The 25,337-nt window shown below is 70.0% G+C and carries 17 protein-coding genes and 1 pseudogene; 8 read left to right on the top strand and 10 right to left on the bottom strand.

Going from position 1 to position 25,337, the window contains the following annotated elements; genetic code table 11:
- Positions 1-58: 58 nt before the first annotated feature.
- On the bottom strand, positions 59-1,150 hold the full coding sequence (locus tag CCL05_RS03495) for an alpha/beta hydrolase-fold protein (RefSeq protein WP_086558995.1): 1,092 nt from the start codon (positions 1,148-1,150) through the stop codon (positions 59-61).
- A gap of 91 nt (positions 1,151-1,241) precedes the next feature.
- Here CCL05_RS03495 and CCL05_RS03490 point away from each other — a divergent pair, with 91 nt between their 5' ends.
- The 6 genes and pseudogenes from CCL05_RS03490 (at position 1,242) to CCL05_RS03470 (ending at position 4,401) form a co-directional block, all read left to right on the top strand.
- The gene (locus tag CCL05_RS03490) at positions 1,242-1,454 is read left to right on the top strand and encodes an MbtH family protein (protein ID WP_086558994.1); all 213 of its coding nucleotides are present in this window, start codon (positions 1,242-1,244) and stop codon (positions 1,452-1,454) included.
- Between the two features lie 6 nt (positions 1,455-1,460).
- Positions 1,461-3,059, top strand: coding sequence for an amidohydrolase (locus CCL05_RS03485; RefSeq protein ID WP_086558993.1), 1,599 nt, complete (start codon positions 1,461-1,463; stop codon positions 3,057-3,059).
- Positions 3,056-3,577, top strand: coding sequence for a GNAT family N-acetyltransferase (locus CCL05_RS03480; RefSeq protein ID WP_086558992.1), 522 nt, complete (start codon positions 3,056-3,058; stop codon positions 3,575-3,577). Before CCL05_RS03485 ends, CCL05_RS03480 begins: the two co-directional genes overlap by 4 nt.
- Positions 3,578-3,594: 17 nt before the next feature.
- Entirely contained in the window at positions 3,595-3,708 is a 114-nt protein-coding gene (locus tag CCL05_RS47385; protein WP_307178844.1) for a keywimysin-related RiPP, read from the top strand.
- 104 nt (positions 3,709-3,812) lie between these two features.
- A pseudogene (locus CCL05_RS03475) lies at positions 3,813-4,013 on the top strand (asparagine synthase); the annotation flags it as partial.
- 58 nt (positions 4,014-4,071) lie between these two features.
- Positions 4,072-4,401, top strand: a complete 330-nt coding sequence (locus tag CCL05_RS03470; protein ID WP_425275885.1) for an ATP-binding cassette domain-containing protein — start codon at positions 4,072-4,074, stop codon at positions 4,399-4,401.
- A gap of 30 nt (positions 4,402-4,431) precedes the next feature.
- On the opposite strand, the gene CCL05_RS03465 is transcribed toward CCL05_RS03470, so the two are convergent.
- From CCL05_RS03465 to CCL05_RS03420, 9 genes are all read right to left on the bottom strand, one after another.
- Complete coding sequence (locus CCL05_RS03465; RefSeq protein WP_244204143.1) at positions 4,432-7,530, bottom strand: alpha-N-acetylglucosaminidase; 3,099 nt, start codon at positions 7,528-7,530, stop codon at positions 4,432-4,434.
- A 19-nt stretch (positions 7,531-7,549) separates the two neighbouring features.
- On the bottom strand, positions 7,550-8,446 hold the full coding sequence (locus CCL05_RS03460; RefSeq protein WP_086558991.1) for a beta-glucosidase: 897 nt from the start codon (positions 8,444-8,446) through the stop codon (positions 7,550-7,552).
- Positions 8,443-9,387, bottom strand: coding sequence for a hypothetical protein (locus tag CCL05_RS03455; RefSeq protein WP_086558990.1), 945 nt, complete (start codon positions 9,385-9,387; stop codon positions 8,443-8,445). Before CCL05_RS03455 ends, CCL05_RS03460 begins: the two co-directional genes overlap by 4 nt.
- 5 nt (positions 9,388-9,392) lie before the next feature.
- Entirely contained in the window at positions 9,393-10,817 is a 1,425-nt protein-coding gene (locus CCL05_RS03450) for an alpha-L-fucosidase (RefSeq protein ID WP_244204142.1), read from the bottom strand.
- Positions 10,818-10,879: 62 nt separating this feature from the next.
- Positions 10,880-13,000: a GDSL-type esterase/lipase family protein gene (locus tag CCL05_RS03445; protein ID WP_086558988.1), complete on the bottom strand. Its 2,121-nt coding sequence runs from the start codon at positions 12,998-13,000 to the stop codon at positions 10,880-10,882.
- Positions 13,000-16,596 carry a beta-galactosidase gene (locus CCL05_RS03440; RefSeq protein ID WP_244204141.1) on the bottom strand — a complete coding sequence of 1,199 codons (3,597 nt, stop codon included), beginning with the start codon at positions 16,594-16,596 and terminating at the stop codon, positions 13,000-13,002. Before CCL05_RS03440 ends, CCL05_RS03445 begins: the two co-directional genes overlap by 1 nt.
- Positions 16,597-16,640: 44 nt before the next feature.
- The gene (locus CCL05_RS03435; protein WP_086558987.1) at positions 16,641-18,509 is read right to left on the bottom strand and encodes a DUF4091 domain-containing protein; all 1,869 of its coding nucleotides are present in this window, start codon (positions 18,507-18,509) and stop codon (positions 16,641-16,643) included.
- Positions 18,510-18,621: 112 nt separating this feature from the next.
- The gene (locus tag CCL05_RS03430; RefSeq protein WP_244204140.1) at positions 18,622-21,633 is read right to left on the bottom strand and encodes a TIM-barrel domain-containing protein; all 3,012 of its coding nucleotides are present in this window, start codon (positions 21,631-21,633) and stop codon (positions 18,622-18,624) included.
- A 355-nt stretch (positions 21,634-21,988) separates the two neighbouring features.
- Positions 21,989-22,885: an SIS domain-containing protein gene (locus tag CCL05_RS03420; protein WP_086558984.1), complete on the bottom strand. Its 897-nt coding sequence runs from the start codon at positions 22,883-22,885 to the stop codon at positions 21,989-21,991.
- Between the two features lie 175 nt (positions 22,886-23,060).
- Between CCL05_RS03420 and CCL05_RS03415 the strand changes: the two genes are divergently transcribed.
- Both CCL05_RS03415 and CCL05_RS03410 read left to right on the top strand, forming a co-directional pair.
- Positions 23,061-24,341 (top strand): extracellular solute-binding protein, encoded by a 1,281-nt coding sequence (locus tag CCL05_RS03415; protein ID WP_244204139.1) that lies wholly within the window; start codon positions 23,061-23,063, stop codon positions 24,339-24,341.
- Positions 24,342-24,367: 26 nt separating this feature from the next.
- Complete coding sequence (locus tag CCL05_RS03410) at positions 24,368-25,318, top strand: carbohydrate ABC transporter permease (RefSeq protein ID WP_244204138.1); 951 nt, start codon at positions 24,368-24,370, stop codon at positions 25,316-25,318.
- Positions 25,319-25,337 lie beyond the last annotated feature (19 nt).

Raw genomic sequence — 25,337 nt, 5'->3', positions numbered from 1 at the left:
CCATGGGGCAGCGGGCCGTACCGCCGGACCCGGCGTACCGATCGCCGGTCCGCACGCCTCAAGCGAGCGCCCAGGCGACATCCCTGAGCAGGGCGTGACGCCAGCCCGCCCGGTCGTGGCCCGACGGTGACCGGGAGACCCGTACGGTGGCGCCGGCCCGTTCCGCCAGGGTCTCGGTCAGTTCGCAGTGGGGCAGCATCCGCGTCTCGTGTTCCCCCACGTCGAACGCGATCCGCAGGCCGGACAGGTCCGGGCGCTGCCGCAGGCGCGCGGCGATGGTGCCGCCGACCGGGCCGCCCAAGGGGTCGGCCAGGCCCAGGGCGTCGGGTGTCCACCAGAACGACCCCGACTGACAGGCGACGCGGGTCACCAGGTCCGGCAATTCCAGCGCCGCGTACACCGCACTCAACCCACCAAGGCTCTGCCCGGCGACGACCAGCCGGTCGACCTCGGCGGTCACCCCCGACTCCGCCACCAGCGGCAGCAGTTCGTCCCGGACCGCCTCCCACAGCTCGGGCCGGCACGCGAACTCCGCCTCCCTGTCCCCGGCCGGCAGGAAGACGAGGGTGACCGGCGGCATCTCACCGCCGGCGACCGCCGAGTCGAACGCGGTCATGGCCGGGTGGAGATACAGCCAGTCGTCCCCGTCGAGCAGCAGGACCACCGGCCCGCCACCGCCTGCAGGATGCACACGCACGGTCCGCCGCCCGCCCAGCCGTTCACCGGCCCAGCGGATCCGGGTGCGGGGGAGGGGCAGCACGTCGTCGGCTCCGACAGCGGGCCAGTGCGGCTGGGCCGGGGCGTCCGGCGTCGCGGCGACGGACCGGTCGCCGCCGGCGCCGGCCGGGTTGAACGGATCCGCGTACGTCTCCTCGCCCACGCGGAACCGGTACGTCACGCGCAGCCGGGCGGGCATGCGCACCACGGCGAACCAGCAGTCCGTGTCACCGAACCGGCCCAACGGAACCGGCTCGGACCAGCTCTCGAAGTCGATGGCCGCCGCACCGGACCCACGCCACAGGAAGAGGGTCGTCCAGCCGTCGCCGTCCGGTATCGACACGGGTGACCGCGCGGCCTCCCAGAACGCGTCGGTGCCGGGTGCGCCGGGCAGTCCGAACGCGGCGAACGTGTCGTCCCCCACCAACCTCATGCGACGTCTCCTTGTGGAGCGGAAAGCGAGAAGGCTAAGCTCACTTGCGATTAGGCGAGCCTAACCTAATTTTCATAGGAGGCACCGGCACATGAGCACCAACCCCTTCGACGACGCCGACGGCCGTTTCCTCGTCCTCGTGAACGACGAGGGCCAGCACTCGCTCTGGCCGTCCTTCGCGGACGTGCCCGGGGGCTGGACGATCGCCTTCGAGGAGAACACCCGGGAGGCCTGCCTGGAGTACGTCGAGGCCAACTGGACGGACCTGCGCCCCCGTTCCCTCGCCGAGTCCCTCGACGCCTGACGCCCGATGCTCTGCACCAGACTGACGAACGCCCGCTTCGTCACCATGGACCCGGACCACCCCGTCGCCCACGACCTGGGCATCTGGCGGGGCCGGATCGTCGGCCTCGACGAGGCCGTGACCTCGCTGCCCGCACGGGAGGTGATCGACCTTCAGGGCGCCACCGTGCTGCCCGGGTTCATCGACGCCCATGTGCACCTCGCCTGGACCGGGTTCAAGCAGAACACGCCGAGCATCGCGGGCCGCACGCGGATCGACGAGGTCCTGGCCGTCGTTGCGGAAGCCGTCCGCGGCACGGCCTCGCCCGGCGCCTGGGTCAGCATCGCCGGATACGACCAGCGGGCCCTGGGCCGCCATCTGACGGCCGCCGAACTGGACCGGGTGAGCCACGGACGCAAGGTGTTCGTGCTGCACGACTCCGGACACGGCTGCGTCGTCAACACCGCCGTCCTGGACCTGCTCCCCGCCGATGTCCCCCACGAGAACGGCTTCTTCGCCGAGGGCGCGATGGGCGCCGCCCGCGCCCTGCGTCTGCCGTACTCCCAGGAGGAGCTCGCCGAGGCGATCGGACGCGCCGCCCGGACCTGCGTCGCCGAAGGTGTCACCGCCTGCGCCGAGGCAGGCATCGGAGGTGCCCTGTTCGGGCACAGCCCCGTCGAACTCGGCGCCTACCAACTCGCCCGTGAGAAAGGCCTGTTGCCGCTACGCGTGCAGCTCATGGTCGCCGCCGACCGGCTGCGGCCCGTCGCCGCACACGAGGCCGACGGCATTCCCAGGGCCCTCGGCCTCGGCCTGCGCACGGGCCTGGGCGACGACTGGCTCTCCGTCGGCGCCCTGAAGGTCTACACCGACGGCGGCATGATGGCCCGTACGGCCGCGCTGAGCAGTCCGTACGAAGGGCTCGACCATACCGGGCAGTTGCAGGAGGATCCCGAGACGCTCACGGACCTCATCGTGGACGGCCACCTCGCCGGCTGGCAGCTCGCCGTGCACGCGATCGGCGACCGCGCGGCCGACGTCGCCCTGGACGCCCTGGAACGGGCCCAGCGCCTCCGCCCGCGCCACGGCGTCCGGCACCGCGTCGAACACGCGGGCCTCATCCGCCCCGACCAGCTCTCGCGCATGGCGCAACTCGGCGTGAGCGCCGTCGTCCAGCCCAACTTCCTGCGGTACTTCGGCGACGACTACGCGGCGATCATGGGTGAGGAGCGCGCGCCGTGGCTGTACCGGGGCAAGGGATTCCTGGACCACGGCATCACCCTCGTCGGCAGCTCCGACCGGCCGGTCACCGACGGATCCCCGCTGCGGGCCGTCCAGTTCATGGTCGAACGCGCCTCCGAGTCCGGCCGGGTGATCGGCCCGGACGAGGGCATCACCGTGGACGAGGCGGTGCGCGCCTACACCGTCGCCGGTGCCTACGCCTGCCACTGGGAGGACAGCGCCGGCAGCCTCTCCCCGGGCAAGCGCGCCGACCTGGTGGTGCTCGGCGACGACCCGTGGCGCGTCGACCCCGCCCGCATCGGCGGCATCGAGGTGGTGGCGACATACGTCGACGGCCGTGATCGACGCGACGGCGGATCCGGAAGCGGGGCAGGGACGCCTTGAACACGGTTACGCCGTCCACGGCACCGCCGCTGCCGCGCGCTCCTCTCACGACGACCTCGGTCGTACGCCCCGCCCGCCCGGAGGACGCCGCCGCACTCGCGGCCCTGTCCCGACCCTTCGTGCACTCGGGGGCGTTACGGCCGCGACCCGTCTCGCTCTACGCCGCCCGCGCTGCGGACTTCCTCGTGCTGGAGGCCCCCGACGGCACCCTCGACGGAGGCGTGGGCCTGCGCGCGTATCCGGCCGCCCAGGGGAAGGGCGGACCCGTGGGCGTCGTCTACAACTTCTGCGTGGCGGAGCACCGGCAGGGGAGCGGAGCGGGAGCCGGGCTGCTGCTGGCGGTCCTGGCCACGGCCCGCGCCCGGCCGCTCTCCGCCCTGTTCACGGCGACCACCGGAGGTGGCGGGCTGTTCCTCCGCTACGGCTTCACGCCCACGGCCGCGCGCCTGGCGCCGCGGCCCTGGGCAGAGTCGCTTGACCCGCGGCGCAACGCGCGGGTCCTGGTGAGGAATTGGTGACGCGCCGGTGTCACGACATGCGCACTTACGAGCGCCCGACGCTGACCGCGGCCGGTACTTTCCGCAAGACCGGTATCGGCTTCAGGGATGGACCGGAACGGTTCTGGTTCTTCAGGAGGAGGTTCTTCTGAGCCTCCCTTCTCGCCCGAGCACCCCCTTGTGGCGGTGGGACGCGGGTCCCTCCGCCCAGATTCTGTGATCACCGGACGGCAGGTCCTCCAGGCAGGACGCCGGCATGGCTGATTTTCCCGATTCCGGCGAGCGGCCGGGCTGGGTCGTCGTCCTTCCGGACTGCGCTTCGGCGGTCCGGACCGGCGCCGCACTCCGCGGCCGGGCGGCACAGGAGGTCGGCCACCCATCGGGTCGGCCCTGGCTGCTCGGCGACTGGTCGCCCCGTGCCCTGACCGTCGGTGAGGCAGGCCAGATGAAGATCGCGGCACGGACCTGGTCGACCGCCTCCCGCGGGCCTCGACACCGCCACCGGCGAGCACGGCATGGCGCTCTCCGGTGGCGAGCGCCAGCGGATCGCGATCGCCCGTGCCCTGCTGACCCGGCCACGCCTGCTCCTGCTGGACGAGCCGACCGCCCATCTGGACGCGGTCAGCGAGGTGGCGCTCCGCAGGTCGATCCGGGAGACCGCGGACGAGTGCACGCTGCTGGTGATCGCCCACCGCATGTCGACGATCCGCGCCGCGGATCTGATCATCGTCCTCGACGCGGGCCGCGTCGTCGCCACGGGCACCCACGACGAACTGCTGGTCGGCAGCGCGCAGTACCGCCTGCTGTCCCGCGCCCAGGAAACGGGGGACGTCCTCTCCGGATAACGGCAGGTCCTGGCTACGGCCACTGCGACATCAGGCCACCGTGAATCCGTCGAACGTGGCGATGCCCCGTCCGTCGGTCCAGCCGTTGGCCGCGGTCATGAAGACCCCGACGTCCTGTGCGGCGGACGCGCCCGCGGGTGTGGCCGTGCCCACGGTCGTCCAGGTGACGCCGTCCGTGCTGGCCTCCCCGGTGTACGAGGTCCCGGACCGGGTCAGCCGCAGCCGCACCGGAGCGGTGAAGGAGCCCGACAGTTCGATCGAGTCGAAACGGCCGTCACCGTCCGCGTCCCAGCTCAGCGCACAGCCGTTGGACGGTGTGACCGCCAGGTTCACATAGCCCGCGCTCCCCTGGGTGCCGAGGTCGTCGCGGACCATGAGGCCCGCCCGTGCCCAGCCCCCGGACGCGTCCTGGGACGTGACCGTGACCTGGGCCACCGTTCCGTCCTTGCACGCGCCCGCCCGGTACACCGCCCCGAACTCGTTGGTGCCGCCCCACAGGTCGGCCCCCGCGCCCTCGATGGCGATCTCGTCGCCGGCCTGGCCGAACACCGCGTCGTTGTAGGAGACCGTGCGGTACGGGTCGCCGACCCCGGCCGCGGCCATCAGCCGTACCGGCGCCACCGCCTTCCCGCCGCCCGCGTACGCCGCCGCCGCGACGACCCGGCCGACCAGTTCCGTGGGCTGACCGGCCAGAGAGACCTCGAAGCGGGCGGCGAACGTCTTCCCCGACGCCACCGACGCCGTGCGCACCGGATCGAGCGGCTTCACCGTCATGCCCTCGGGTGCGGTGACGGAGAGGGCCACGTCGCGTGCCGCCGCGAACCCGTTCCTGTTGGTGAAGGTGACCGTCACCGTCGCGGGCGTGCCCTCGGCGACCGCTCCCCGGTCGGCCCCCGCCGTGAGGGCCGCCTGGTAGGGAGTGGCGGCGAGCAGGTCGCGCACGTTGCGGGCCAGGGTGTAAGAGGAGCCGTGGGGATCGGTCGGGTACGTCTCGTGCGCGTGTGCCCAGCGGTCCTCCAGGGCGAACCAGTCGATCGTCGCCGGGTCCTTGCCCGTGGCGAGCGCGTCGAAGTACGTCTGCCAGCGGGTGCGGTACAGGCCGCCGACCAGTCCGGACCACTCCCGGTTCGCGTAGTCGTGCAGGCCCTCCTCGCTGCTCTTGCGTCCGCCCCAGGTGGTGATGAGGGAGCGGACGTCGTATTCCAGGCGGTCCTTCTCGGCCCGGTCGGCGCCCCAGGAGCGCGCGTCGGCGAGCCACCGCCCGAGCAGATGCGGGCCGGAGGTCGCGAGCAGGTCGTCGAGGAGGTCCATCCAGACCAGCCAGGTCTTGGTCAGCCTGCCGAACAGGGCCTTGTCCCCGGCGTCGTGTGCGGCCTTGATCTGCGGCAGCAGGACCCGGCTGCGGTTGGACAGGACCTGCCGGGCCACGTCGACGACGTCGTACCGGTAGGACGAGCTGTCCCTCAACTCCGCTCGCACCGCGAGGAGTTCGGTGAGGGCGGCGTCGAAGGCCGTGGTGTCGTAGCGATCCTTCTCCGGTCCCCAGGCGGCGGCCTTGTTCGCGGTCAGGCTGGGGCGGGCGCCGAACAGTCCGTCGGGTGCCTCGCTCCAGCCGTCCGCGCGGGACATGTTGTACGCGGTGTCGCGGATCGTCTGCCAGGCCGCGGCGGCATGCCGGTCCGGGCCGCCGTAGCGGGAGAGGGCGTACGCGGCGAACCAGTCGTCCAGGTCGACGGTGCCGGGTGTCCAGGCCAGGTCGGTGAGGAGGGCGAGGGCGGGCGCGTTGTTGTCGGCGGCTTCCGGCATCGCAGCGATACCCGCGAGCGAACTGCCCTTCTTGTCACGCCACTTGGGGTACTGCTCCACCCAGTCCGGGGCGTTGGCGCCGATCGGGGTGTGGCCGCCGAAGTTCCAGATGCTGCCGAAGGCGTACGGGGTGCCGCCCCAGTCGCTCTCCCGGTCCGTGACGGTGGTGTAGCGGTCCGACAGACCGTCCACGATCAGCATCCGGCGCTTGTCGACGCCGTCGAGCAGCTCCCTGGCCGGGTTGTTCTGCCAGCCGAGGATCGCCCAGACGGCCCCGGGGCGGGCCTTCTGCAACGCCGCCTCGACGGCCCCCGCGGCCTCGCCCACCGGCACGTCACCGGCGTTGCCGCCCTCGTGCAGCAGGTCCATCTTGTACATCGTGCTCGCGCCGAACCGCTCCTTCTGGGCACGGTAGAAAGCGGCGGCCACGTCGTCGAAGGCCGTGGTGCGCGGGTCGAGCCAGTCGGGGCGCTTGAAGGCGCCCCAGTCGCCCTGCGCCACCACCTTCGCGTCCCCGCCGTGCTTGGCGGGGAAGTCGTCCGGGACACTGCCGTAGTAGCCCGGCAGCACCGGCGTCATGCCCAGGTCACGTATCCGGTCGACGATCTTCCCGGCGAGCGCGGCACGCTTCTCGATGAGCTGCCGCGAGACCGGCCCGCCGAAGCCCGACATGTTCTGCAACAGCCACCAGGGCTGGTGGGCCGGGGCCGGGATCCAGGCGCGCATCTCGGCGTCGGTGTAGCCGAACTGACGGAACGTGTCGTAGTAGACGGCGTCGCCGCCGATGTAGACGAGGACCCGGTTGACTCCGTGCGCGGCCAGCACGTCCAGCTCGTACTGCCAGGCGTCCCAGTCGCGGTAGGCGCCGGTGTAGCCCTCGTTGGTGTCGTTGAAGGCGAAGCGGTGCGGCACGTTGGCCGTTTCCGTGATCTCCCCGGCCGGCGCGGGGAGGATGCGTGGCAGGTTCAGCTGCTCGCCGGTCCAGGAGACGGAGGCGTGCGCGGTCCGCCGCAGGTAGGTGTGCACGCCCGCGAGCAGCACGGCGGGGCTGGTGCCCTCCACCGTGATCTGCCCGGCCCGGCCGGTGACCCGGAAGCGGTCGGTGCCGGCGTCGAGGGCCCGCAGGGTGAGCTGCTGGTAGTGGTCGGGAAGCAGCCGCTTCAGCGCGGCCGCGGCGGGCGCGCTGTCGAACGGGGTGCCGCCGGCGGCGTACGCGCCCTGCGGGCGGGGGAGCAGCGCGGCGCCGCCCAGCACGACCGCGCCGGTGAGGATACGTCTGCGGGTGACACCTGTGATGCCCAGGTCGTCTCGGTTGTCGTGCATGAACGTCCTTCCGCAGAGCTCAGTTGATCGTCATGGCGAAGATGTGCAGGGCGGCGACGCCCGACTGGATGCCGTCGCTGACCTTGGGCAGAACCACGGAGCGCAGCTCCTTGCCGGCCGTCAGATCGACGCCGAAGGTGAACAGGCTGACGGGGTTGTCGTCCCGGCCGCTGGGGGTGTTGCGGTAGGGCAGCACCACCGCGGCGGAGGAGTTCCTCCCGTACCAGTCGGGGACGTCGACCGAGAACGCCTGCTCGGTGCCGTCGGCGTAGACGACCTTGCCGTCGCCCTTGCCGTCGCCCCAGGTGGAGGTGCCGATGAAGGCCAGCCGTGAGCCGGTGCCGGACAGCCGTACGGTCTGCCCGGAGGACACCACGTTGTCCTTGGCCCCGGGCTTGGTGTCCGGCCAGGTGAAGGTCGTCCCGCCGTAGCTGACCGGGGCCCCGGGAGTCAGTCCGACCGAGGCCAGTGCCTCGGCGGACAGGCTGGACCGCGAGCCGTCGATGTCGGCGGTGGTGGTGGCGTCGTCGGAGGAGATGCCGGCGTTGTCGAAGGCACCGGCCAGCGACCTGTACGGCAGTTTCAGCGACGAGGTCGCGCGGGTGCAGTCGGATCCGTTCTCGTGCACGTCGAAGAGCGCGTGCGCGATGCAGGGGACCACTCCTTCGGCGTCGTCGGGGAGCCTGGTCTTCCAGGTGCGGGTGGCCGACCGCCCGGGCGCGATGTCGCCCAGGTCGTCCGACTTCGCGAGGTCGCCCACGGCGAGGTAGAGAACGGTGCCGCGCAGTGTGATGGCGGTGGTGTTCTTGAGGGTGGCGGTCAGGGTCACGGTCTGGCCCGGCTCGGGGGTGGCCGGGGTGACGGTGAGGGGGACCGGCGGCGGGAGGAAGTCCTGTTCGGGGCGGTAGGTGTTCATGACTCCTCCACGGTGAAGTGGTCGAACACGGCCTGGACCGTCGTGCCGGGGTAGTTGAGGTTCACGGCGCTCGCCACCACGCCGGCGTCCAGGGCGCCGCTCGCGGACGGCACGGTGGCGCTCGCGATCTCGTTCCAGGAGAGGCCGTTGTTGGTACTGCTGTAGGCGGTGTAGGCCGTGCCGGAGCGGACCAGGCGCAGCAAGGCGGGGTGGGTGGACGCGCCGCCGCCGGCCCAGGTGTCGAGGTGTCCGTCGCCGTCGCTGTCGGTCATGAACTCCAGGCCGTACGACTTGGACATGGTGAGGACGGCGTAGCCGCCCTTCTCCGGCGCGGTCAGGTCGTTCGCGACGGCGATCCCGTACTTGGCGGTGGGGTTGTCGCTCCCGGTGAGGCTGACCGTCTCGACCTGCACCACACTCGCCTCGGCGGCGGAGCCGGGCCGCAGGATGCCCGCCTTCTCGTCGGTGCCGCCGGAGAGGTCCCGGCCGCCCGCCCAGATCACCAACTGGCTGCCGTACTGGCCGAACCTCGCGTCGTCGGTGGTGGCGAACGTCCCGTACGGGTCCCGCACCCCGTTGGGCCGGTAGGGCACGGTGAACGTCTTCGCGGACCGCGCGCAGTCGCTGCTGTGCTCGTCGACGTCGAAGACCAGGTGCGCGGTGAACGAAAGGCTCCCGGCCACGTCGGACGGGATCGCCGTCTCCCAGCGCCGGGTCGTCTTCGCGCCGCGCGGCAGGTCACCGAGGGGGATGGTCTTCGCCGCCGTGGTGGCGCCGGGGTTGATCAGGTGGAGCACGGCGTTGCGGAGCGGGAAGGGGCAGTCGTTGCTGAGGACCGCGGTGGCGGTGACCGGGTCACCGCCGGCCGGCTCGGCCGGCTGCGTGGTGACGGTGAGGGTGGGGCCCAGGGTGTCGAACTGCGTACCGCTGCTGATCGCCATGCCGCTCACCGGTCCCAGTCGACGGTGAAGACGTTGGCGATGTCGCTGGGCAGGGAGGACGGCACGGTGATGTCGATCTTTCCGTCACGGCGCGTCCACCGCAGACTGCCGCTCGTGCCGAGCAGCCGGATCCGGGACGTGGCGCTGATGGGGATGTCGCCGGGCACCGAAAGGGTGCCGCTGGGCTTGCCCAGCACGATGATGTTGAACTTGCCCGGGGACACGGTGTACCGGATGCCGAGAGGGCTGCCCTCCTCCTCCGCCCGCACCCAGGGCGTCGACCCGTAGATCGCGGGGCCGTTGACCTTCAGCCAGGCGCCGATGTCCTTCAGCCGCTCCTGCATGATGTCGGGGATCGTGCCGTCCGGCTTGGGGCCGATGTTCAGCAGCAGGTTGCCGTTCTTGCTGACCACGTCGGCGAGCAGCTGGATCAGGAACTCGGAGGTCTTGTAGTCCTCGTCCGGCTCGTGCTTGTTGTACCCCCAGGAGTAGCCGATGGTCATGCAGCACTCCCACTTCTGGGGGTCCATCGTGGGGTTGGTGCGCTGCTCGTACGTCGCGAAGTCGAAGTGGGTGTCGAACCGGTCGTTGATCACCACACCCTTGGGGTACTTACGGTTCTTGGCCTGGTTGTAGTAGTGGGCGAGGGGTTCTTCGCTGCGCCAGGGCGGGTTGCCGGTGGGCCGGAACCACTGTCCGTCCGCCCACAGCAGCTCCGGGTCGTACCGGTCGATGATCTCGTAGAGCTGCTTGAGCTCGTAGTCGCCGACGTAGTCCTGGACCGGCTTGTAGCCGGTCATCGGGATTTCCTCGTCGGTGTAGAAGTTGCGCATCGGCCGGCCGATCGCCGGGTTGAAGAACTCGCCGAGCGAGTAGTACAGGCCAGGGCGCACGGTGCCGCGCTTGCGGGCCGCGGTCATCAGCTCGCCGACGAGGTCACGCTTCGGGCCGTACGCCACCGAGTGACGGTCCGTCACCTGACTCGGGTAGAGGGCGAATCCGTCGTGGTGCTTGCTGGTCAGCGCGAAGTACTCGGCGCCCGCCTGCTCGAACAGCTTCACCCAGGAGTCGGGGTCGTACTTCTCGGCCTTGAACTGCGGGATGATGTCGTCGTAGGTGACGTTCTCGCCGTAGGTGTCGCGGTGGTACTTCCACTCGGCGGTGTCCTTGGTGCTCTGGTACCACAGGTACCACTCTGAGGCGCTTCTCGGCGTCGCGCCGCCGATCACCGAGTAGATGCCCCAGTGCACGAAGATGCCGAACTTGGCGTCCTTGTACCAGCGCGGCACCGGGTGAGTGTCGAGAGATGCCTTGGTGGGCTGGTAGTCGGGGATGCCCGGGACGCCGGACACGGCGCCCTGCGCGAGCGCTTGGGCGGTGCCGGGCGGGGCGAGCAGCACCGCGCCGCCGAGGGCGGCCGCGGTGGTCATGAAGTGTCTGCGGTTGACTGGCATCAACGTGCCTCTCACTCGTGGGTGGAGAAGGAGTCGAATCACTCGTGGGTGGAGAAGGAGTCGAAAAGTGCTGTCGTGATCTGGCCGGGGTAGTCGAGGTTGACCGCGCTCGCGACCAGGCCGGCATCGCCGGTGCCGCTCGCGGAGGGAACGGTCGCGGTGGCGACCTGCTGCCAGGTGGTGCCGTCGGAACTGGCGTACGCGGTGTAGGCGGTGCCGTCGCGGACGAGCTTCAGCCAGGCGGGGTGGTACGAACTGCCGCCGCCCGCCCAGGTGTCGAGCTTCCCGTCACCGTCGCTGTCGGTCAGGAACTCCAGGCCGTACTGCGCGGACATGGTGAGCACCGCGTAGCCGCCGGCCTCGGGCGAGGTGAGGTCGTTGGCCACCGCGATCCCCGCCTTGGCGGACGGGCCGCTGCCGGTCTGACCGACGACCCGGGCGGTCACGGTGCCGGACGGCGGCGCGGAGTCGGCGAGGTAGACCGCCGCCTTCTCGTCCTTCCAGCCGGACAGGTCCTGGCCGCCCGCCCAGATGGCGAACTGGTCGCCGTTCTGGGCGTATTGGGCCTTCTCGGTGGTGGTGGCGGTCGTCAGATACGGCGCCCGCACCTCGGACGGAACGGGGGTCACCGTGGCGTCCACACTGTCGGAGTCGTGCCGGGTACGGCTGTCCTGGACGAAGGAGGTGCCTACACCGATCTCGTGGGTGCCCCAGGCCGCGTCGGCCGCGGGGGTCACCGTCCAGGTGACGGCGGCACTGTCGCCCGGGGCGAGGGAGCGGGTGCGCGTGCTGCCGGCCGGCTCGGCGGACCAGCCGTCGGGGAGATCGAGGCGGGTGCTGACCTGAGTGACCGCCCTGGAACCGCTGTTCGTGACGGTCGACGTGATCTCCGTGCCCTCGCCGCCCGCTTGCAGGGTCGGCCGGTACGGGGTGAGCCGGACGCGGGCCGAGGGGCAGTCCCGGGCCACCCGCAGGCCGGCGAGGTCGACCGCGTCGGCGAACGCCTTCATCCCGGTGTCGTTGGGGTGCAGATGGTCCCCGGAGTCGAACGCGGCGGCGTAGCGGGTGGGGTCGTCCGGGTCCCGCACCGCCTTGTCGAAGTCGGCGTAGCCGTCGAAGACGCCGCCCTCGCGCACGAACGTGTTGACCTTCTGCCGGTCGGCCTCCTTGGCCTCGGTCCACCAGTCGCCCCAGCCGCGATACGGCACGACCGTCGCGCCGATCACACGCAGCCCGCGTTCGTGGGCCCGGCGCACGATCTCCTTCATGCCGTCGATCACCTGATCACCGGTGGCACCGCCCCAGCTGAGGTCGTTGACGCCCTCGAACAGGACCACCGTCCGCGCGCCCGGCTGCGACAGCACATCACGCTCCAGCCGGGCCGGCGCCGACGGGTTGCCGTCCACCCCGGCCGTGATCCGGTTGCCGCTGATGCCCTCGTTCAGCACCCCGGCGGTGGACGAACAGGCCGACAGCCGCCCCGCCAGATAGTCGGGCCAGCGCCGGTTGGCGTCCGACGTGGAGGCCGCGCCGTCGGTGATGGAGTCGCCGAGCGCCACCACGGCGCCCGCCGCGTTGCCGCCCTGTACGTCGACACCGGTCAGGAACGGAAAGGTGGAATCGGTCCGGGTGAAGGCGTCCCCGTCGGCGTCCGCCGCGTGGTCGCCACCTCCGTCGGGCGTCCAATAGACGGTCTGGAGGCCCATCCAGTGCTGGCTGATGTGGGTGAGCCGGCCGGGGAAGTACAGGCTGACGACCAGGTCGCTGCGGGCGGGCACGGTGAGCCGGACCTGATCACTGGCCGCCTGCTCGCCGGCCGCGATCGTCACCTCGCTCTTCCCGCCGAACCGCAGCTTCTGCGGCTTCGTGACGGCGGAACCACCCTCCCGAAGTCCGACGGTCGCGTGACCGATGGTCACCGGCTCGGTGGTGAAGTCGTTGGTCAGGCGGATGCGTACGCTCGACCCGCCGGCGCTCACCCGCACCGGTATCCGAACCGTCACCTCCGAGGTGCCCGGGTCGTACGCGGCGTGCTGGGCGGTCGCCCAAGTCCCCGTCCATCCCTGACCGGCCTCGGCGGGTGCCACCGTCCCGGCCACGACGGCCGAGACGGTCAGCAGCAACGCCATGAGCCTGCCGCGCATCGCCACCACGGCCATCAGGCACCGCCACCGCAGGTCAGCTTGGCCTCCGCCCAGTCGGCATGGTCCGAGGAGACATCGCCGTCCCCGTCGACCAGCAGGTCCAGCCAGCGGGCGCCGGTCACGTCCACGTCGATGTCCGTGCCGCCGTCGGAGCCCCGCACCACCGGGGTTGTGGTGAGGGAGCGGCCGTCGGCGATCACCTGGAAGGAAACGCTGCCGCCGTCGCCGACCTCGTCGTCCACCCCGGCGGTCGCGGTGAACCGGGTGCAGCCACCGCCGAGATAGACGCGAACCTGGCTGTTCGCGTGCACGCCGAGGCCCTTGGTGTACGTGGTGCCGCCGATGCTCAGGGGATGACCGTCACCCGCCGCGTCCTCCCCGTTGGAGGTGTCCTTCTCCACCGGGCCCCAGCCGTTGACCGCCTTGACCAGGGCCAGGTCGCTGACATAGGCGTCGGCGGAGAGGGCCGGCGGTGGCACCTGTACGGCGCGCACACCGGTGACGGTGCCCGGACGGCCGGGCTGGGTGAGCTTGGAGGTCGCGGTCAGGACGGCGTAGTGGACCGGGTCACCCGGTGGGGTGACGGTGTAGTCCGCGGTCACGGTGCCGCCGGGCCGGACCTGATCGAAACGGGTCGTGTCGTCGGTGGTCGCGGTCCAGCCGTCCGGGACCTTCAGCGCCAGCTCGACGTTCGAGGCGGTCGGCGCGTCCTTCGGCACGCTGAGGGTGACGGGAACCTTGGTCGCGGTGCCGGTGGCCAGGAACGGCTCGGCGTCGACGGTGACGTGAGCGCCCGCGGTCGGCATCGCGTAGGTCTTGGCGTCGTACGAGGGCGCCGCCACCGTACCGACCTTGATCCCGCCCGCCGAGGCGCCGAGGTCGACGAGCTTCGCCGAACCCGGGCCCGCGCCGGCCTTGGTGGACCACACGGCCAGGGCGATGGAGTTGTCGCCCTGCTCGCGCAGGAGGCCCTTGGGGATCACGAACCGTGTCTGGGGTCCGGTGTCCGGCAGGTAGCGGCCGATCAGCCAGCCGTTGACGAAGATCTCGGCCCGGTAGCCGGTGCTGCCGCCTGTGGGTTCGGCCAGGTCCAGCGCGAGCGCGTTGTCCTGGCCCTGCGGCAGGTCGAGCCGGGCGGAGGTCCGGTACCAGCGCACGCCGGGCTCAGTCTTGGCGCTCTGCCCGGAGAGGGTGGTGCTCTTCCAGTTGTCGTCGGGGAAGCCCGGCAGCGACCAGCCGGCCCGCTCCCCGTACAGCCCGCCGTTGTTGTACGGGCCCCGGGCGGTGTCCACCGGGTCCTCCCCGCCCCGGTTGCCCTGGATCTTCCAGGTGAGGGTGGAGGCCCCGCCGATCACCTCGGCGGAGAGCAGACCGCGTGGCTCCTTGGAGTAGTCGTGGCCCCATTCCTCGTTGTGGCCCGCGTTCTCCACGAGGACGCAGAGGACGTTGTCGCCACTGGCCTTCAGGGTGCCCGCCGGGATGCCGAAGGTGTGCGCGCCGTCGCCGGAGCTGCCGAGGTAACGGCCGTTGAGCCAGACCGCGTACTGACCGGTGTTGCCGGTCTTGGCGTCGAGTGCGAGCGCGGTGGCGGCACCGGTGGTCCTGAACCGGCCGCGGTACCAGACGTTGCCGTGGTGGAAGCCGTACTCGTCCGTCGCGAGGACCGGCAACGACCCGGCCAGCGCCGCGTTGTCGGCGGTGAGGTGGTCGGCGGTGGTCCAGGTGGAGTCGTCGAAACCGGGAGCTGACTCCGGCGCCTCCTCCTTGTACTTCCACGTCGTCAACGCGGGCAGCGCGACCGCGCGCGGCGCCTGGGTGACGGCGACCTCGCGGCCGTTCCAGGTCACCTTCCTGGCGTCCGCGATGACCTCGATCTTCGCGGCCTTGGTGGAGTCGCCGGTCAACTTCAGAGTGCCGTCCGCCTGTTCGGCCGTACGGACGAGGGAAGGGCCCCGTACGAGGACCGGGCCCGCGGCGGTGTCCTGCCGCCACCAGTGGGCGGTCTCGGCGGTGTCGGCGATCAGCAGTTCCATGCCGTTCACCAGCACGCGGGCCAGGCCCTTGTGCGTGTAGTTCAGGCGCAGGTCACCGCGCTCGGCGTCCCAGGTGGTGGTGACATCGCCGTCGAGGACCTTGACCTCGGGCCGCTCGGCGTACCGCAGCACGGTCTCGCCGGCCTCGCCCGCACGCCCGTAGAGCAGCGCCACCTCCCGGTCGCCGATCTTGGCGTGCGTCATGATCTCCGAGGTGGAGTAGACGAGCCGCTGCTTCTCGCCCAGGTCATAGCCCGCGACGAGGAGTTTGGCGTCCCGGCCGTCGACGGTGATCGTGCCCTGCTGCGGGACGCGCGGGTAGTCGCCGTCCGCACCCTTCAACGAGAGGGTTGTCTCGTCCTCGTCCTTCACGCGGGTGTCGGCGTGCCGCACGGTGAAGAACTGGGTGCCGTCGTCGGGGTTGACGCGCCGGTCGATGCGCAGGGCGTCGTCGGTCGGCGTCGGGGCCTCGGCCTTGTCGGTGCGCGCCAGTGAGGTGACGGAGTTGACCATGTACCCGAGGCGCTTGAACTCCTGGTATTTGTCGGTCAGTTGGCGGGACTCGTTGATCGGGGCCCCGTAGTCGTACGACGTGTAGACCGCGTTGGGGTCGGCGAGCCAGCCCCAGTTGGTGCCGCCGTACGTCATGTAGAAGGACTGGCCGCTCACGCCGGCGGCTATGTTCATCTTGCTGAACACCCGGGTGAAGTCGGTGCCGGTGAGTTTCGCGCAGTCCTGGTATCCGGTGCCGCCCCAGGGGTCGAACGCGCCGCCCTGTGCCTCCGGGATGATCAGCGGGGACTCGGGCTTCCACTCGTTGACGTACGAGTAGTCGGGCAGGTTCTTCCAGGTGTCGGGGTCCTTGCAGTCAAAACCCTGCGGGTAGGCGTCGAAGCCGTAGATGTCCGGTGCGCCCTTGCCGCTCACCCAGTTCTGGTTCGCGCCGCCGTCGTTGACGAAGGTGGGCACATCGATGCCGTCTTCCTTCGCCCAGTCGATGAGGGTCTGCATGTAGTCGGCGTCGTGGCGACCGCCCTGGTACTCGTTCTCGATCTGGTACAGAATCACCGACCCTGTGCCACGGGTGAGTTGGTGGCGCGCGATGATCGGGTTGATTCGGCTCATCCACTCCCGGGCCGCCTTCAGGTACTCCGGCTCGGAGGTACGGTTCACGCCGGCCTGGGTCGACCGCCAGGCGGGCATGCCGCCGCCGGAGACCTCCGCGTTGATGTACGGGCCCGGTCGGGCGATCACATACAGGCCCGCGCGCTCGGCCTCGTCGAGCAGCCGCTCCACGTCACGGGTGCCCGTGAAGTCGTACGAGCCCGGCTTGGGGGAGTGGTAGCCCCAGTCGAAGTAGAGCGAGACGGCGTTGAATCCACCCGCCTTGATCTTCTGCAGGACGTCGCGCCACGCGTCGGGGCTGGGCAGCCGGAAGTAGTGGAACTCGGCGCCCCAGATGTACAGGGGTTTGCCGTCGACCCGTACGGAGTACTGGTCGTACGTGACGGTGTGCCGCGCCGGGGTCTGCTGATCCGCCTGGGCCGGCGTCACGAGACCCGCGCCGGACAGGGACATGGCAGTCAGCGCTCCGGCAAGCAGCAGAGATCTCCACCTGCCTCTCATGACGTCAGCCCCTTCACGACTGCCGCCCGCGCGGTCTCGATGTCGTTGACGTCCTTGGTACGGCCGTCGAGGTTGCGGGTCGCGGTGGTGAGAGCGTCGGTCAGTGCGTCGCTGTCGGTGCCGCCGTCCTTCTTCCGCAGCTGGGCGATGAGTTCGTAGTCCTCGATGCCCTCCTTCAGCTGCTCCCAGCGGATGCTGGACATCGGGCCGTCCTTGCCCGGGTAGACCAGGTACTCGTCGCCCTGCGTGAAGATGTACACCGGCTGCTTGAAGGGATCACTGGTCCAGCTGTTGTACGACCAGCGCAGGAAGCCGTCCAGATCCCGCTGGGCGGAGATCCACGGCAGCATCCGCGACTCTACGGCCGGCGAGTAGGACAGCGTGTTCGGGTGGGCCGGGGAGCCGTACACGTAGAAGGTCGTGATCTTGCCGGCCTTGCGCCGTTCCTCCACCTTCTCCTTCGTCATCGCGTCGATGCCGCCCCAGTCGACGGACAGGTTGGACGCGACGCCTTCGGTGTTGATCGAACCCGCCACGGAGATGCGGTCGTCGAAGGCCGGCGCGACCTCGTGGACGAAGTCCTTGACGACCGTCATCGTGCTGATGGGCCGCTCGTCGAAGGACAGCCAGGTGTGGTCCAGCCAGCCCTTCGCCTTCACGTGCTTCTCGAAAGCGGGGAGGAAGGCCCCCCACGCCTGACGCCAGCGGTCGCCGCCCAGATCGACGTTCTCGTAGACCGTCTTGCCGGTGCTGGTGTCGGTGTAGGTGAGGTGCTCCTGGTCCTGGAAGGCCAGCATGGAGAAGGCGCCGATGTCGGGACCGAGACCGGCGCGTCTGGCGGTCTCGACGTACTTGTCCCAGCGGCTGAAGTCGAAGGAGAACGTCTTTCCGTTCCAGGCCCAGCCCACCATGCTGGTGTACGGCGTGGCCGTCTGCGACTCGCGGGTGCCGAGCGACCACTGGTGGTGCCACGGGTTGTCGACGATGGTGGTGTTGATGACCTTCTGGCCGTGCGAGGCCAGGTCGCGGTCGTACTTGTCGATCAGCCTCCAGTGGTCGTCGGACCAGAGCTTGACGCCGTGGTTCTTGGCGATCGTCTCCGGCTGCGCCCACACGTCGAGGAAGAAGCTGTAGTCCTTCGGGTCGGGCACGCTCGCGTCGGCGACCTCGATGGTCAGCGGGTAGGTGGTCTGGGTGCGTCCGTCGGCGTTGACTTTGACCGTGCCGGTGTAGGTGCCGGGCTTGGCCCCCTTGGGGATGTGGAAGGTGAACCACAGCGGCTGCGCCGCGTACGCGGGTACGTCCACCGACGACCCCTCCTCCAGCGGGTCGCCCACCACGTCGGGGTTGCGGTCGCCGGACACCTCCTTGCCGGAGCTGACCTGGTCGATGGTGGCGGACCAGTCGACCTCGCTCTTGGAGCGCTGCACGGGCACGTACTTGACGAACCGGACCTGGGTGTCGGCACCGGACAGCTTCGAGCCGCCGGGCCCGGTGAGGTCGCCGACCACGGCCTTGACGTCGTCGAGGTTGTGGCCGGAGGCGATCGCAAGCTGCGCCGAGACCTGCTCGTTGCGCACGGCGGAGAGCTTGAGCTCCTTGGTGTCCTTGCCCTGGATGGGGGTCATCGGATAGCGCGGGACCCGTTCTTCCGCGGAGCCGGCGAAGGAGCCGGTGGGGACCCAGGTGATGGTGTCTCTGGTGCCCATGGCATCGGCGACCTTGACGGTCAGCCAGGTGGTGGTGGCCTTGGAGTTGGGGTCGGTGCCGCTGGTCGTCGTACCGGTGACGGCGATCGCGGTGGTACTGGCGGCCACGACCACGCCCGCTACGAAGCCGGCGACAGCTGAGGGTGTACGTGCCATGGGGTGGGTTCCAATTCTCACGGCTGTGCAGGGAGTGGTCCCCGGCAGGCCCCCCAGGGGAGGGGAGGCCTGCCGGAGTGGCGGGGGGTGGCGGTGGTGCCGGACCGGCGTGTCAGGAGGTGACGGAGAATCCGCTGAAGACGGCTTCGATGTTCTTGCCGGGGTAGTTGACGTTGGCCGCGCTGGCGACCATCCCGGCGTCTTCGGTGCCGGCGGCCGACGGCACCTGGGCGGTGCCCACCTGCGACCAGGTCTGGCCGTCCTTGCTGGCGTACGCGGTGTAGGTGGCGCCGTCCCGGGTCAGCTTCAGATACGCCGGGTGGTAGGTGGAGCCGCCGCCGGCCCAGGTGTCGAGCTTCCCGTCGCCGTCGCTGTCGGTCATGAACTCCAGGCCGTAACTCTGGGTCATGACCAGCACCGCGTAACCGCCCTTCTCGGGTGCGGTCAGGTCGTTGGCGAGGGCGATGCCCGCCTTGCCGACCGGTGAGACGCTGTTCTGGGAAACCAGCTGAGCCTGCACAGTGGCCTTTTCGCCTGCCACGTCGTCGCGGTAGATGACGCCCTTCTCGTCCTTCCAGCCGGACAGGTCCTGGCCGCCCGCCCAGATGGCGAACTGATCACCGGCCTGGGCGTACTGGGGGTCCTCGGAGGTGGTGTCGGTCGTCAGGTAGGGCGCCTGCACGCTGCCCGGGGCGGCCTTCACCTGCGCCTGCACGGTGTCGGACACCTTCGTCGAGCCGTTGGACCCGGTGTAGGTGGCGGTTCCGGTGAGGTCGTGGCTGCCCCAGCGGGCGTCCTCGGCCGGGGTCACCGTCCATGTGGTGGTGAGTGTGGCGCCGTTCTTGAGGGAGCTCGCCGTGGTCGGGCCGGTCGCCTTGGCGCTCCACCCGTCGGGCAGGTCCAGCGCCGCCTTGACGCTCGTGAGGGTCCCGGTGCTCCAGTTGGTCACGTCGGTGGTCACCTCGAACGGCTTGCCGGCATCGGTGGCCGGGGCGTCCGGGGTGATCAGGACGGAGGCGGCCGGAGCGTCGTTGCGCCTGAGCGCCTTGATGGCCTTGTCGGCGCCCTCGGCCTTGACGTTGACGAAGGCCGGGGTGACGCCGAGCGGCGCCGCGTAGCCCTTCAGGGTCTTGGGGCCGCGGATCACCGTGCCCTGGTTGACGTCGTACCAGGTGCCCGGCGGCAGATGCACGGAGCGGGTGGCGCCGGTGCTCAGCTTCGGCGCGGCCAGGACGGCCGGGCCGAGCATCCACTCGTCGGCGACCGTGTAACTCGCCTCGTCCTTCGGGAAGTCGAAGAACAGCGGCCGCATGATCGGATCGCCGGTCTTCAGGGTGCTCTGCACCTGGTCCCAGATGTACGGAGCGAGCTTCTCGTGCGTCTTGATCGCCTGCCGGTAGAGGTCCACCGTCTCCCGGTCGTAGTCCACCTTCTGCCCGGTGGTGGTGTCGTTGGTGTCCACCGGCGAGGTCGAGGCGTACATCAGCGGCATCAGTGAGGCGGATTGCGCCCACCGCACCAGTACGTCCTTCGTCGGGGCGGGCTGGCCGCCGGAGCCGCCGATCATGTCCGACTCGACGAACGGATAGCCGATGGTGGAGATCGCCAGGTTCTGGGAGGCGGAGGCACGCAGCGAGTCCCAGCCGGTGCCCTTGTCGACCTGGCGGGTGACGAAGCCGGCCTCGTGGGCCGTCTTGTTCCAGTGCACGCGGATGCCGGCGCCCTGGAGGTCGAACTCGTCGGCGAGCTGCGTGCCGAGCTTCTGGTAGTCCGTGACCTGGGAGCCCTCGCGCGGCGCGCACCTCTCGTCGAAGAAGCGCGTGTCGAACTTCAGCCCGTCGATGTCGTACGTGTCCATCAGCGACTTGAGGTTGCCCTCGTACCAGGCCTTGGCCTCGGGGTTGGCCAGGTCGATGATCCCCGCCTCACCGTTCCACCAGGTCACGTCACACGGCTTGGTCTTGTCCTTGGCGTCCATGAGCAGATAGCCGTGGTCGACCGCGTACTGGTAGTTGGCGGAGTCCAGGTTGATCCACAGGGTGACCCAGACGCCGAAGTCGAACCCCATGTCGTGGATCTTCTTGGAGAGACCCTTGGGATCGGGGAAGGTCTTGGGATCCCAGGTCAGATTGCCGTAGTTCGACTCCCACTTGTCGTCGAGCTGGATGGTGTGCCCGTCCAGGCCGTTGTCGTGGAGGTCCGTGGCGTAGTCGAGCAGCTTCTCCTGATCGACCTTGGTGTAGAACTGCGCCCAGGAATTCCACAGCGGCTTCGCGTACTGCTCGTACGGGGCATCGGACTTGGTGGGTTTGCCGACGATGCCGATGTAGTCGCGGTAGACCTCCAGCGGGGTCGACTCGACGAAGACCGTGGCCTTGAAGGTGTCGGGCGACTCGACGACGAAGTTGCCGAGGCCGTCCTTGCCCTTGTTGAGCGCCACGTCCATGACATTTCCGGTGTCGACGCGCAGACCGGTCGACCTGGAGGTGTACCAGAACGGGTCGATCATGTGGTACGACGCCGGGCCGAAGGTCTTGTGGTCGACCTCGCCGGCGTCGAGCGGCCAGGGCTGGTCGGTGCCGGGACCGCCCTGCGGGGTCTCGGCCTCGCCGTGGCCGTACCAGTGGCCGGCCGACGACAGGTCGTAGGCGAGGCCCAGCTGCTTCGGTCCGCCGCCGTGGACGTCCCAGTCGAGTTGGTAGCGGTCGGCGCGGGGGGTGATCCGGGCCTCCACCGTGGCGCCGTCGACCGTGCTGTCGGCGGTGACGGTCAGGACGCCGTTCTTCCACGTCCAGTCGGTGACGTCGGTCGCGTGCTGCCAGGTGCCGTCCGCCGTGGTGAAGCGCAGGGCGCCGGTGTCGCCGGAGGCGGTGGCGAGCACCGTTTTCCCGGCGCGGCGCGTGGTCAGGGCGAGTTCGTCGGTGGCTACGTCGAGGGTGTAGCCGGGGGTGCCGGCGGAGGCGGGCACGGAGACCGTGACGGCGTCCGCGGTGCGGGCCACCTTCGGCTCGGCACTGCCGGCCGCGGCCGCGGTGGTGGAGCCGGTGACGGGCGCCGTCAGCAGGGCGGCGGTCAGCGCGGCTGCGAGCAACGGGCCGCCAGGACTGCTCAGTCGGGGGTGCACTCGTGTCCTCCTGTCGGACAGGACGGTGACTCAGGAGCGGCGGTGCGTGGTGCCGGTGGCGTGCGCAGTGCACGGCCACGAGGAAGCGCGGTGCCGGGCGGGGCTTGCGATCTGCTTGATGCTGCGTGCCGATGCAAGATTCCAAGCGATTTCGCTCATGCTCTTGCGGTAGTCGCCACCTGTCAACATGTGAGGCATGCGGCCTCCCGGGTGCTTGGAGCGATCTCCTGGAGCAGCTGTTGTCCCTGGTGGCGGTGGCTCCACCGCCCCGCCGAGAGGCCTCGGCGGGACCGGAAACCGTTCGTAACAGCCAGGTAAATTCTCCGAACCCCGAGATCCATCCGGGGATGCCTGGTCAGGCCAGGATCACCGAACGGGTCAGATGGCGTGGATTGTCCGGGTCGAGCCCGCGCGCCGAGGCGAGGGCGGCTGCGAGCCGGTGCACCACGACGAGGTCCGCCAGTGGGTCCCGGCCGAGTGCCACCAACTGCCCGCCGGTGCGGGCGATGTCGTCGGCGAGACCGGACGGCAGGGCGGTCGGGTCCCCGAACCACCACGCCACACGGCCGGGCCCGGTGACGCTGATCGGGCCGTGCCGGTACTCCATCACCGGATAGGCCTCCGTCCAGGCGGCGGCCGCCTCGCGCATTTTCAGCGCTGCCTCCTGGGCGATCCCGTACGCCCAGCCCTGCCCCAGGAAGGTGAACTGCTCGGCCTCGAGCACCCCGGCCGGCAGCGGTTCGTCCAGCGCGGACTGCCCCTGCTGCGGCAGATGCCCCAGGTCCTCGCCCAGGTGCGCCCGCAGGAGGACCAGTTCCGTGCTGGCGAACCGGGTCTGGACGACCGAGGTCTCGTCGGCGAAGTCGAGCGGGACGACGGCGTCCGCCGACTCCCTCACCGGCGACTGAGGTACCGCGGTCACCGCAGTCGTCGGGGTGTGCCCGCGCAGCCGGCGGAGCAGCTCCAGCACCTCGGTCGTCGTCCCGGACCGGGTCAGCGCGACCACCCGGTCGTAGGCGCGCCCCGCCGGCATCTCGGAGGCGGCGAAGGCATCGGTCTCGCCGTGGCCGCCCGACTCCCGCAGCGCCGCGTACGCCTGAGCGATGAACCACGACGTCCCGCAGCCGACGACGGCCACCCGCTCGCCGGGCCGGGGCAGCGAGGCGGCGGGGCCGTCGGGTTGCCGGGCCAGTGCCACGGCCTGCCGCCAGCAGTCGGGCTGGGTGGCGATCTCGATCTCGGTCTGACTCATCGGGAGGTCTCCCCTTCTCGGGCGCACGGCGTGACGGATGCGTGATGAGACGCCTCTTGACACCGTGTGCGTTTCCTGGAGCATCATGTCGTTCAGTGATTGATAGCACCTGGAATCGAGCATAAACAAGCAAGCGGGCGCGCAATCGGCGAGCACGCGCTGGACGAAGCACGCCATGCGTGCGGAGAGGTACTCCGTGAAACGGCACCTCGCAGGCCTCGCCGGGGCGCTGTCCCTGGCACTGGCCCTCACTGGATGCGGCAAGGGCAGCTCCTCGGACAGCGGCGGATCCGACGGCAGAACGATCAAGTTCGTCGCCGCGAAGTACGACGACGACACCCAGGCCTACTGGACCGCGCTGATCAAGGACTTCGAAGCCGCCAACCCCGGCTACAAGGTGAATCTCGAAGTCGTCGACTGGGAGCAGATGGACTCCAAGGTCAAGACGTACGTCCAGACCAAGCAGGTCCCCGACATCCTCAACTACAACAAGTTCTCCGACTTCGCCCGCGACGGCCTGATCCACAAGGCGCAGGACGTCGTCTCTCCCAAGGTGCTGGCCGACTTCCTCCCGCTGTTCCGGCAGAAGGCGCAGTACAAGGGGGCCCAGTACGGCCTGCCCTTCATCTCCAGCGCGCGCCTGTTCTTCTACAACAAGGACATCTTCGCCAAGGCGGGCATAGCCCAGCCGCCCACCACCTGGGCCGAGGTGGAGGCCGACGCCAAGAAGATCAAGAAGGCGGGTTACATAGGCCTGGGACTGCCCCTGGGCCCCGAGGAGGCCCAGGCCGAGTTCCAGATCTGGGCGATGAACAACGGCGGCGGCTGGACCGACTCCTCGGGCACGTGGGCGATCGACCAGCCGGCCAACGTCGACACGCTCAGCTACCTGCGGAAACTGACAAAGGAAAAGGTCACCCAGCCCAACCCCGAGGCCACCAACCGCAAGGACGTCTTCAACCAGTTCGCCCAGGGCAAGATCGGCATGCTGAACGGGGCGGTCTTCATGCGGAAGGGCTTCATCGACCCGGTCGACGCGAAACTGAACTACGGCGTCGCGGCCCTGCCCAGCAAGGACGGCAGCACCCACAAGACGCTCGGCGTGCAGGACTACCTCGTCGCGTTCAAGAAGAGCGACGGGTCGAACAAGGCGGCCGTGAAGAAGTTCCTCGACTTCTTCTACCAGAAGGAGAACGCCGCCAAGTTCGTCTCCACCGAGGGGTTCCTGTCGGTCACCGACTCGGCCGGTCAGGTGCTCAGTTCCGACAGCAAGAACGCCGCCTACTACAAGCCGTTCGTCGACGCCCTCTCCAGCGCCGAGTTCGCCCCCACCGACGACCCCGCCTGGGCGGCGGTCGACGGAGCCGTGAAGCAGCGCATCGGCACGGCGGTGGCGGGCGGCGACCCGGCGAAGGTCCTGGGCGAGATCCAGAAGACCGCACAGAAGGGCGACTGACCCCGGTGGCCGTACCCGATGTCACCGTGAGCGCCGCCGGGGCCGAACACCCGGCCCCGGTGGCGGCGCCACCACCGCCGCCCTCGCCGCGCCGCGCCCGCAGGACATGGCGCGCGCTGGAGCCCCTGTTGTGGCTCGGTCCCGCGACAGCCCTCATCCTGACCATGGTCGTCTGGCCGGTCGTCGAGATGATCCGCACGTCCCTGACGCGGGTGAGCTCCACGGGTCTGTCCCAGGGCTTCGCCGGAGTCCGCAACTACACCGACCTGTTCGCCGAGGGCGACCTGCCCGGAGTGCTGCTGCGCACCCTCGTATGGGTCGTCGGGGTCGTCACCGTCACGATCGTGGTCTCCCTCGGCCTGGCCCAACTGCTGAACTCCCGGTTCCCCGGGCGCCGGCTGGTGCGGTGGGCGCTGATCGTGCCCTGGGCCTCGTCCGTGCTGATGACGGCACTCATCTGGCGCTGGATGCTCAACAACTTCTACGGCGTGATCAACCGGCTGCTCATGGACCTCGGCGTGCTGGACGCGCCCGTCAACTGGCTGGCCGATCCGGGGCAGGCCCTGGTCGCGATGATGGGCGTCGCGGTGTTCGTCTCGCTGCCGTTCACCTCGTTCGTCCTGCTGGCCGGCCTGCAGAGCATCCCCGCCGAGGTGTACGAGGCGGCGCGGGTGGACGGCGCCGGCCCGCTCCGCGGCTACCTGGGCATCACCCTGCCGCTGCTGCGGCCCGCTCTGGTGGTCGCCGCGATCATCAACGTCATCAACGTGTTCAACTCGTTCCCCATCATCTGGGCCATGACGCGCGGCGGCCCCGGCTTCGCCACCGACACGACCACCACCTACCTGTACAAACTCGCCTTCGACAACCAGTCGGTGGGGGAGTCGGCCGCCATGGCCGTCGTCAACTTCGGGCTGATCCTGGCCGTGGTGCTGGTCTATCTGCGCGTCGTCCGCCGACAGGAGGACACCCCGTGAGCAGGACCGCCGTCATGTC

This window comes from Streptomyces africanus (genome assembly GCF_002150735.1).
Taxonomy (GTDB): Bacteria; Actinomycetota; Actinomycetes; order Streptomycetales; family Streptomycetaceae; genus Streptomyces; species Streptomyces africanus.
The sequence above is the reverse complement of the archived record's forward strand: the minus strand, read 5'-3'. Positions and strand labels throughout refer to the sequence as shown.